Raw genomic sequence first — 8304 nt, 5'->3', positions numbered from 1 at the left:
TCAGCGTAGACTTCATTCCACACTTGGATACCAAACGCCCAACGAAGTCCTCTACGGCAACAACACCAACCCAACAGCCGCCTAGAAAACAACCAACAAGCAAGTCCGGAAAAAACCCGGCAGCCCATGCCTCCACCACATCACGACGACCAGCACCAGCGCCACCGCGAACTGTTTGGCCCGCGCGATCGGGACCCGAAACCCTGCCGGCGCAGCACCCGGCACACCACCAGCCCTTTCCCCGGCAGCAGGCATATCGAGCAGGATCAGGTCGTACGGTGTGGAGTTGGCCCACACAGCGCCTCCCGGCCGTTGCGGACAGCGTCGAAACGGCATAGCCGTGCTCCTCGAGGCCCCGTCTCACGTAGACGACGATCCTGCGTTCTTCCCTTGACGATCAAGACCCCAGAGACCCCAGATGGCGATCCTCACTGCTCGTGCCGACCCTGGCCGCGGCAGATACAGGACCGATGAAGCGCCCTGGTTCCGCGCCACGGTCTCCGGCGTCTCCGCTACCCCGCCGTCACCACGGGCTCGACGCGGACCTCGAAGTTCACCGAGTTCGCGATGAAGCACCACTCATGCGCTTCGTGGTGGGCGGCGATCGCCGCGTCGATCATGGACGCGTCGCGCACCGTGGCTTGAGGGCGCAGCACGACCTCGCGGAAGGCGCCGCCGTTGCCCCGGGTCACCATCACCCCGGAGGCGGAATCGACGTAGTCGGTGACCACCACGCCGTGGGTGACGCAGGCGTGCAGGTAGGACAGCAGGTGGCACTGCGACAGCGCGGCCAGCAGCAGGTCCTCCGGATTCCACCGGGCCGGGTCGCCCCGAAACGGCCGGTCGGCCGAACCGAGCAGCACCGGTTTGCCCTCGACCTCGACGGTCACCGACCGGTCGTAGTCGCGGTAGCCGGTGGTGCCCGCTCCCCGATTGCCGGTCCAGGTGGCGGTCAGCCGATAGCTGTGCTCGCTGGTCATGACGCCAGCCTGGCACGAGCCGGCGCAGCCGCCCACTACAGTCGGACGTCGTGAGTGACAGCGACGGCCCGATCGGCATCTTCGACTCCGGCTTCGGCGGCCTCACCGTGGCCCGCTCGGTGGTCGACCAGCTGCCGAACGAGGACATCGTCTACCTCGGCGACACCGCCCGCGCTCCCTACGGCACCAAGAGCCTCCCCGAGGTCCGCGAGTTCGCCCTGGAATGCCTCGACCGGCTCGTCGAACGCGACGTGAAGGCCCTGGTCATCGCCTGCAATTCGGCGTCCTCAGCGGTGTTGCGGGACGCCCGCGAACGCTACGACGTGCCGGTGGTGGACGTCGTGCTGCCGGCCGCCCGCCGCGCCGTCCGGGTCAGCCGCAGCGGCCGGATCGGCGTGATCTGCACCAGCGCCACCGCCCACTCCCGCTCTTACGACGATGCCCTGGCCGCCGTCCCGGACGTCGAACTGTTCACCTCGGCCTGCCCGCTGTTCGTCGACTTCGTCGAGGCCGGCGTCACCGGCGGGCCCGATCTGGAAGCCATCGCCCACGACTACCTGGAGCCGCTGCGGCTGGCCGGGATCGACACGTTGATCCTGGGCTGCACCCATTACCCGCTGCTGACCGGCGTGATCAACTACGTGCTCGGCGACACCGTCACGCTGGTGTCGTCGGCCGAGGAGTGCGCCAAGGCCACCTGGACGACGCTCAACGAGCTCGGCCTGCTGAACCACGTCCCCCGCGAGGCGAGCCGGCGGTTTCTTACCACCGGCAACCCGGAGAAGTTCCAGGGCATCGGCAGCCGCCTGATGGGCGGCTTCGTCCATGAGGTCGGCGCCATCTGGTGACGCCGCAATAGCCGGCCTGCGCTGTGTGATCGTCCCGCGTGACACGATCCACCGCGTCTTGAGCCCGCTCGCCGCCCGGACGTCGAGCACGGCGAGCCGGTGGATGACCGAGTTGTCGACAAGGAAAGGCGGCATCACCGCTGGGCACTCCGGACGACCATCCGATATATCAGATCAGCTTGTCGATGAGGCCTTCGAGGAAATAGCCGAGCCACTCGTACATGCCGTAGAGCACCCCGCGCGGCTCGTCCGGATCGAGCTGTTCGAGCTCGTCGATGTCGGCGGCGGTCTCGATGCCCAGCCGCACCGACAGCGTGAGCCGCACCGCGGTGATGGTCTTCACCCAGGCCTCGACGTCGACCCGGCGGACGACCACCGGGTCGCGTCCGCCGTTGCTCTCCAGCAGGGCGTTCAACACCAGCTGTGCCTGCTCGATCTTCGTCCGCCGTTGGGCGTTCTGGGTGAAGCGGCGGAACTCCTGTTCGGCGGCGGCATCGTCGCGATACGCGGGCGGGAACAGTCGCGCGATGACCGGGTCGGAGCTGTCCAGATCGGTGGGCGCGGCCATGTCGGCCTCCCAGCGGGCGAACGGATCGTCGCTCGCCACCTGGACGCCGTCGCCTTCGAGCAGCGTGATCAACTGCTCGACCATCGACTCCAGAACGGCCTCTTCGTAGTCGGCGAGCCGGATCAGCAGCTGGCCGCCCGAGCGCCGGAACCGGCTCATTCGGCACGCTCCACGCTGGCCCACAGGCCGTAGGCGTGCATGGCGTTCACATCGGCCTCCATCGCCTCGCGGGTGCCGGACGACACCACCGCCTTGCCCTGGTTGTGCACCTGCAGCATCAGCCGGGTGGCCTTCGACTTGGAGTAGCCGAAGTAGGTCATGAACACATGGGTGACGTAGCTCATCAGGTTCACCGGGTCGTCCCACACGATGGTGACCCACGAGGTCAAGTCGATCGGCGCCTCCTGCGGACGCTCGGCCAGCACGGTCACGGTGCCACCGTCGGGGACGGCCGGCTGGCTGGACGCGAACACCATGCCGGCATTCTGTCAGACGACCACCCTCCGGACGCCGCCGCTGCCCCGCCGTTACGCTGACGCCCATGCTGAATTCCACGGCGTTGCTGACCGACCATTACGAGCTGACCATGGTCCGTGCGGCGATGCGCTCGGGTGCCGCGTTCCGGCACTCGATCTTCGAACTCTTCCCGCGCCGGCTGCCCACCGGACGCCGCTACGGCGTCGTCGCCGGCGTCGGACGCGCACTGGAGGCGATCGAGGCGTTCACCTTCGACGACGCCACCGTCTCGTTCCTGCTGGAGCAGAAGATCGTCGATCAGCCGCTGGCCGAATGGCTCGCCGGGTACCGATTCACCGGGTCGATCTGGGGCTACCCGGAAGGCGAGATCTACTTTCCCGGCTCGCCGCTGATGATCGTCGAGGGCTCCTTCGCCGAGGCGGTGATCCTGGAGACGGTGCTGCTCAGCATCTACAACTACGACTCGGCGGTGGCGTCCGCGGCCTCTAGGATGACGGCGATGGCCGGCGACCGGCCATGCATCGAGATGGGCTCCCGGCGCACCAACGAGATCGCCGCGGTGGCTGCCGCCCGTGCCGCCTACGTGGCCGGCTTCGCCACCACGTCCAATCTGGAGGCCGGACGCCGCTACGGCGTCCCGACCAGGGGGACGGCGGCGCACAGCTTCACCCTGCTGCACGCCTCGGAACGGGAGGCGTTCGAGGCCCAGATCGGATCGCTGGGCGAGGACACCACGCTGCTGGTGGACACCTACGACATCGACACGGCGGTCCGCACCGGCGTCGAACTCACCAACGGGAAGCTGGGCGCGATCCGGCTCGATTCGGGCGATCTGGCCGAGTTGGCCAGCGAGGTCCGGCAGCTGCTCGATTCGCTGGGCGCCACCAACACCCGGATTCTGGTCACCTCCGACCTCGACGAGTGGCAGATCGCCGCGCTGCGCGGCGCCCCGGTGGACGGTTTCGGGGTCGGCACCTCGCTGATCACTGGGTCGGGCGCGCCGACCTGCGGCTTCGTCTACAAGCTGGTCGCCCGCGCCGACACCGATGAGCAGGACGCCCCACTGCAGCCGGTGGCGAAGAAGAGCGTGAACAAGACCAGCATCGGCGGCCGCAAATTCGCGCTGCGCCGGCTGGACGCCCGCGGCAAGGCCGAGGCCGAGGTGATCGGCGTCGGCGCGGCCCCGGCGGACGATGGCAACGACCGGCCGCTGCTGGTCGAGTTGGTCCGCGACGGCGTGATCGTCGGCGACGAGCCGCTCTCGGTCGCGCAGGAACGACATGCCCGGGCACGCGCCGAACTGCCGTTGGCGGCGCTGAAGATGTCCCGCGGCGAGGCGGCGATCCCGACCCTGCTGCTGGACGCCGACGGGCACGTCACCGACAACCCCTACGCGAGGAGCGAGCAGTGAGCCGGGTGCTGATCGTCGTCGACGTCCAGAACGACTTCTGCGAGGGCGGCTCGCTGGCGGTGGCCGGCGGGGCCGCGACGGCGTCCGCGATCTCGGAGCTACTGACGGGGTCGGCCGGGTATGACCTGGTGGTGGCGACCCGCGACCACCACATCGATCCGGGCCCGCATTTCTCCGACCATCCCGACTATGTCGACTCGTGGCCGCCGCACTGCGTGGCCGGGACGCCGGGCGCCGAGTTCCACCCGAACCTGGTCTGGCGGAGCTTCGACGCGGTGTTCGACAAGGGCGAATACGCCGCGGCCTATTCGGGCTTCGAAGGAGCGGACGCCTCGGGCGAGTCGCTGGGCGAGTGGTTGACAGCGCACGACGCGTCCGAAGTGGAGGTCTGCGGGATCGCCACCGACTACTGCGTCCGCGCCACCGCCCTGGATTCCGCGCGGCTCGGTTTCCCTACCCGCATGCTGCTGGATCTGACCGCCGCTGTAGCGCCGGCCAACGTCCCGGCCGTGGTGGCCGAGTTGCGCGCCGCCGGCGTCCAGGTCTGATTGTCGAGGACCGGCGTGCTCAAACCTCGGGTGACCATTCACTACTGCATCGACTGCCGCTGGCTGCTGCGCGCGCAGTGGTACCAGGGCGAATTGCTGCAGACCTTCGCCGAGGAGCTGGGCGGGGTGACGCTGATCCCGTCCCACGGCGGCATGTTCCGGGTCGCGGTCGACGAGGTCACCGTGTGGAATCGCAAGACCGACGGCGGGTTCCCCGAGATCGCCGAACTGAAGCGCCGCGTCCGCGACCTGGTCGCACCCGACCGTTCCCTCGGACACACCGACCGCACCTGAGCTTCAGGTCAGCCAGCGGGTGCCGGCGTCGACCGGACGGGCTTGGCCGGCGCTGAGTTCGGCGATCGCGGACGCCACCGCCGCGCGCTCGGCGGGCGGGACGGCCAGCACCAGGGTCGCCTGGGCAGCATGCCGGACCTCGACCACCTGGACGCCGCGGTCACGCAGGGACGCCTCGACGCGTCCGGCGATCGCGTAGTCGGCGTCCAGTTCCAGGACATCGACCAGCCGGTACCGGACGAGTTCGGCCGCGTCCGCAGCGGCTGCGACGGCGTCCGAATAGGCCCGGACCAGGCCGCCCGCCCCGAGCAGGGTGCCGCCGAACCAGCGGGTGACCACCGCCACGACGTCGCGCAGTTCGCGACCGCGCAACACCTCGAGCATCGGGGCGCCGGCTGTTCCGGCCGGCTCGCCGTCGTCGCTGCTTCGCTCGACCGCGCCGTCCGGGCCGAGGACGAACGCCGAACAGTGATGGCCGGCGGTGTGGTGCTGCCGGCGTAACGACTCGATCACCGCACGGGCGGCGGCCTCGTCCGGCACCGGTTCCAGGTGGGCGAGGAAGCGGGAGCGGCGATCCTCGATCTCGGCCTCGACCGGCCCGGCGATGCTCAGGTATTCCTCGATCACAGCCAGCACCCTGCCACGAGTCAGGCCTGCGCCGCCGCCCTCTCGATCAGCCCACCGAGAAACGCTTCGTCGGCCGCGGTCAGTTCGGTGACGGCGAAGCTGGTCGCCCAGACGTTGCCGTCGTCGAGCAGGGCTCCGTCGTTGAACCCGAAGGTGCCGTAGCGGGCCTTGAATTTGCTGGCCGGCTGGAAGAAGCAGATCACCTGCCCGTCGCGGGCGTAGGCCGGCATGCCGTACCAGGTCTTGGCGGACAGGCTCGGAGCGTGCGCGGCGACCAGCGCATGAATACGTTCGGCGATCGCGCGATCGGCGTCCGACAATTCGGCGATCTTGTCCAGGCAGGCTTGCGCTTCGAGTTCCTTCTTTCCGTCGCGACGCTTGGCGGCACGCAGTTCGGCGGCGTGCTCTTTCATCGCGGCGCGTTCTTCAGGCGTAAATCCGTCGGTGTTGTTTGTCGTGCGGGCCATGAGTGATCGTCTCCTCGGTGTCAATCAGCGGATGAATGCGGATAGTTGCGCGTTCGGGCGTCGGCTGCGGACGACCGCGGTTCTGGGCCTGTTCGGCGAATGCCCTGGCCACCCAGGGCGGCAGGCACATCGTCACTCCCGGACGAGATCGGTCTTGAACCGGACCATGGTGCCGTGCGGATCGCGGAATGCGCAGTCCCGGACGCCGTAGAACTGGTCGGCGGGCTCCTGCAGCACCTCGGCCCCGGACGACCGCACGGCTTCGAAGACGGCGTCCACGTCGTCGCAGTCGAAGATCAGCGCGGCCAACAGGCCTTTGGCCAGCAGTTCGGTGAGCGCCACCCGATCGGCGGCGGTCATCGGCATCGCGCCGGTGCCGACCATGTCCAGGGTGAGCTCCAGTTCGGGCTGGGTGGGGGTGGTCAGGGTGACCCAGCGGAAGTCGCCGTTGGTGACGTCCTCTTTGACGGTGAAACCGAGGACGTCGCGGTAGAAGGCGAGCGACACGTCCGGATCCGTGGTGGGAATGAACGTATTGGCGAGACTCAGGCTCTGGAGTGCTGTCATGTCCTCGACGCTAGACGGACGCCGCCGACCAGGCTTCTCGAAAAATGATCGTTTCTGACGCTGGTCCGTTCCGAGGTGCCAGCTCGCGGATGAGCGCTCTGATCCCGGCGGGTTGAAGGTTCTCCGAGTCGAGGTCCGATAGTCGAATCCAGCAGGGCTCATAGCTGTTCTCCGGCGACATGTTCTGAACCTCTGGACCTGCCATCACCATGGGCGCCAACGGAACCTCCACGAAGAAGTAGGCGGCCACTCGATCGTCGTGCTGCAGCGTCCATAGCGGCCGCAGCACACGGCCCGACAAACCAGTCTCCTCCTGCAACTCTCGAAGCGCAGCATCGTGAGGGGTTTCGTCCAACTCCACACCGCCACCGGGAAGGACGGCATACCGCCGCCCTTGCTTCGCGCGCTTGATGACGAGTAACTGATCGTCGCGCAGAGAGACGACCGCTGCCCGGCTCTTCGTCGGCTCCATAGCGACAATGTGCCAGACCCAGGACAGGGTCGGCTCCATGGGAGGTGGCCTGGATCGACGCCCCAGAAACGATCGATTTCGACCCTCTTACTTTGGCTCTCTCAGCTGGCGCCTTTCACCGTGATCGACCGAAGCGTCAGCGGTAGACCTCGCGGTGGTGCGCCGTCCGCACCACGGTGACGGTCAGCTCAGCGTCGAGGACGTCGTAGATCACCCGGTAGTCCCCGACCGTCCAGGGTCACGCGCTGGCCGTCGTCGCCGGCCTTGGCCTCACGGTAGGCGGCCACGTCCTGGGCCATCTCGAACTCTTCAAGCGCTTCGATGTCGGCCACACTGACCACGACCGCGGCCAGCTTGCCGTTGCGGGTCACCCCGATGCGCTCCCCGGCATACATCGCGCGTCCGAGCACGTCGGAGAGCCGAGCGCGCAGCTCTCGCGTCGACACCTCACTAGTCACCGTATCCATGTGCACATGGTAGCAATAGGCGTTATTGTGTACACAATGTCTAGTGTCCTGTCAGGTTGTTCCGGTGGTTATTTGTTGATGGCGGTGCAGTAGCCGGCGAGGCGTTGGAGGATCTGGTCTGCGGTCTTGCGCCAGATGAAGGGTTTGGGGTTGGTGTTCCAGTTGTCGACCCAGGCCTGGATGTCGGCGGTGAGGGCTTGGACGTCGCGGTGGGCGGAGCGTTGGAGCTTCTTGGTGGTGAGGGCGGAGAACCAGCGTTCGACGAGGTTCATCCATGATCCGTAGGTCGGGGTGAAGTGGAAGTGGAAGCGTGGGTGGCGCAGCAGCCAGTCGTGTACGGCCGGGGTCTTGTGGGTGGCCAGGTTGTCGAGGATCACGTGGACGTCGAGCTTGTCGGGGACCTCGGTGTCGATCTGGCCCAGGAACGTGATGAAATCGGCGGCTTTGTGGGTTGTGCGTAGGTCGGTGATCACGGTGCCGGTGGCGATGTTCAACGCGGCGAACAGGTCCACGGTGCCGTTGCGGACGTAGTCGTGGGTCGCTTTCTGGGGCGTGGTGGGCAGCATCGGCAGGATCGG

At 67.6% G+C, this 8304-nt stretch carries 14 protein-coding genes; 4 read left to right on the top strand and 10 right to left on the bottom strand.

Annotated features, from left to right (window positions below; genetic code table 11):
• Nucleotides 1-512: 512 nt before the first annotated feature.
• Entirely contained in the window at nt 513-980 is a 468-nt protein-coding gene (locus tag QM619_RS14330) for an OsmC family protein (protein WP_415110052.1), read from the bottom strand.
• Nucleotides 981-1030: 50 nt separating this feature from the next.
• On the opposite strand from QM619_RS14330, the gene murI reads away from it, so the two are divergent.
• Nucleotides 1031-1828, top strand: coding sequence for a glutamate racemase (gene murI / locus QM619_RS14325; RefSeq protein ID WP_415110049.1), 798 nt, complete (start codon nt 1031-1033; stop codon nt 1826-1828).
• Between the two features lie 169 nt (nt 1829-1997).
• On the opposite strand, the gene QM619_RS14320 is transcribed toward murI, so the two are convergent.
• Together QM619_RS14320 and clpS are read right to left on the bottom strand one after the other, a co-directional pair.
• A complete protein-coding gene (locus QM619_RS14320) occupies nt 1998-2555 on the bottom strand; it encodes a DUF2017 family protein (RefSeq protein WP_415110046.1) in 558 nt (185 codons plus the stop codon).
• Nucleotides 2552-2872 carry an ATP-dependent Clp protease adapter ClpS gene (gene clpS, locus QM619_RS14315; RefSeq protein WP_415110044.1) on the bottom strand — a complete coding sequence of 107 codons (321 nt, stop codon included), beginning with the start codon at nt 2870-2872 and terminating at the stop codon, nt 2552-2554. Before clpS ends, QM619_RS14320 begins: the two co-directional genes overlap by 4 nt.
• Before the next feature lie 65 nt (nt 2873-2937).
• Here clpS and QM619_RS14310 point away from each other — a divergent pair, with 65 nt between their 5' ends.
• From QM619_RS14310 to QM619_RS14300, 3 genes are read left to right on the top strand one after another with little or no spacing between them, the layout of a single operon-like run.
• Nucleotides 2938-4284 carry a nicotinate phosphoribosyltransferase gene (locus QM619_RS14310; RefSeq protein WP_415110041.1) on the top strand — a complete coding sequence of 449 codons (1347 nt, stop codon included), beginning with the start codon at nt 2938-2940 and terminating at the stop codon, nt 4282-4284.
• Nucleotides 4281-4832 carry an isochorismatase family protein gene (locus QM619_RS14305; protein WP_415110038.1) on the top strand — a complete coding sequence of 184 codons (552 nt, stop codon included), beginning with the start codon at nt 4281-4283 and terminating at the stop codon, nt 4830-4832. Before QM619_RS14310 ends, QM619_RS14305 begins: the two co-directional genes overlap by 4 nt.
• Nucleotides 4833-4847: 15 nt before the next feature.
• Nucleotides 4848-5126, top strand: a complete 279-nt coding sequence (locus QM619_RS14300; RefSeq protein WP_415110034.1) for a SelT/SelW/SelH family protein — start codon at nt 4848-4850, stop codon at nt 5124-5126.
• Nucleotides 5127-5129: 3 nt separating this feature from the next.
• On the opposite strand, the gene QM619_RS14295 is transcribed toward QM619_RS14300, so the two are convergent.
• The 7 genes from QM619_RS14295 to QM619_RS14265 form a co-directional block, all read right to left on the bottom strand.
• Nucleotides 5130-5753, bottom strand: coding sequence for a YigZ family protein (locus tag QM619_RS14295; RefSeq protein WP_415110032.1), 624 nt, complete (start codon nt 5751-5753; stop codon nt 5130-5132).
• A gap of 20 nt (nt 5754-5773) precedes the next feature.
• Entirely contained in the window at nt 5774-6220 is a 447-nt protein-coding gene (locus tag QM619_RS14290; protein ID WP_415110029.1) for an iron chaperone, read from the bottom strand.
• A gap of 132 nt (nt 6221-6352) precedes the next feature.
• The gene (locus QM619_RS14285) at nt 6353-6787 is read right to left on the bottom strand and encodes a VOC family protein (protein WP_415110026.1); all 435 of its coding nucleotides are present in this window, start codon (nt 6785-6787) and stop codon (nt 6353-6355) included.
• Between the two features lie 10 nt (nt 6788-6797).
• Nucleotides 6798-7298, bottom strand: coding sequence for an NUDIX domain-containing protein (locus QM619_RS14280; RefSeq protein ID WP_415110023.1), 501 nt, complete (start codon nt 7296-7298; stop codon nt 6798-6800).
• A gap of 97 nt (nt 7299-7395) precedes the next feature.
• The gene (locus tag QM619_RS14275) at nt 7396-7473 is read right to left on the bottom strand and encodes a type II toxin-antitoxin system RelE family toxin (protein WP_415110055.1); all 78 of its coding nucleotides are present in this window, start codon (nt 7471-7473) and stop codon (nt 7396-7398) included.
• Nucleotides 7448-7726, bottom strand: a complete 279-nt coding sequence (locus QM619_RS14270; protein ID WP_415110020.1) for a type II toxin-antitoxin system prevent-host-death family antitoxin — start codon at nt 7724-7726, stop codon at nt 7448-7450. The genes QM619_RS14275 and QM619_RS14270 overlap by 26 nt, the downstream gene beginning before the upstream one ends.
• Nucleotides 7727-7794: 68 nt before the next feature.
• The coding region (locus tag QM619_RS14265) for an IS630 family transposase (protein ID WP_415110017.1) at nt 7795-8304 on the bottom strand (510 nt) is incomplete at its 5' end.

This window comes from Micropruina sp. (assembly GCF_047606665.1).
Taxonomy (GTDB): domain Bacteria; phylum Actinomycetota; class Actinomycetes; order Propionibacteriales; family Propionibacteriaceae; genus Micropruina.
This window is presented reverse-complemented; position numbering and strand designations above follow the sequence as displayed.

What these genes read in the sequence shown, in the direction of transcription:
- QM619_RS14330 (WP_415110052.1), bottom strand. Translation starts at nt 980, where the DNA reads ATGACCAGCGAGCACAGCTATCGGCTGACCGCCACCTGGACCGGCAAT.
- QM619_RS14320 (WP_415110046.1), bottom strand. Translation starts at nt 2,555, where the DNA reads ATGAGCCGGTTCCGGCGCTCGGGCGGCCAGCTGCTGATCCGGCTCGCC.
- clpS (WP_415110044.1), bottom strand. Translation starts at nt 2,872, where the DNA reads ATGGTGTTCGCGTCCAGCCAGCCGGCCGTCCCCGACGGTGGCACCGTG.
- QM619_RS14310 (WP_415110041.1), top strand. Translation starts at nt 2,938, where the DNA reads ATGCTGAATTCCACGGCGTTGCTGACCGACCATTACGAGCTGACCATG.
- QM619_RS14290 (WP_415110029.1), bottom strand. Translation starts at nt 6,220, where the DNA reads ATGGCCCGCACGACAAACAACACCGACGGATTTACGCCTGAAGAACGC.
- QM619_RS14285 (WP_415110026.1), bottom strand. Translation starts at nt 6,787, where the DNA reads ATGACAGCACTCCAGAGCCTGAGTCTCGCCAATACGTTCATTCCCACC.
- QM619_RS14280 (WP_415110023.1), bottom strand. Translation starts at nt 7,298, where the DNA reads ATGGAGCCGACCCTGTCCTGGGTCTGGCACATTGTCGCTATGGAGCCG.
- QM619_RS14270 (WP_415110020.1), bottom strand. Translation starts at nt 7,726, where the DNA reads ATGGATACGGTGACTAGTGAGGTGTCGACGCGAGAGCTGCGCGCTCGG.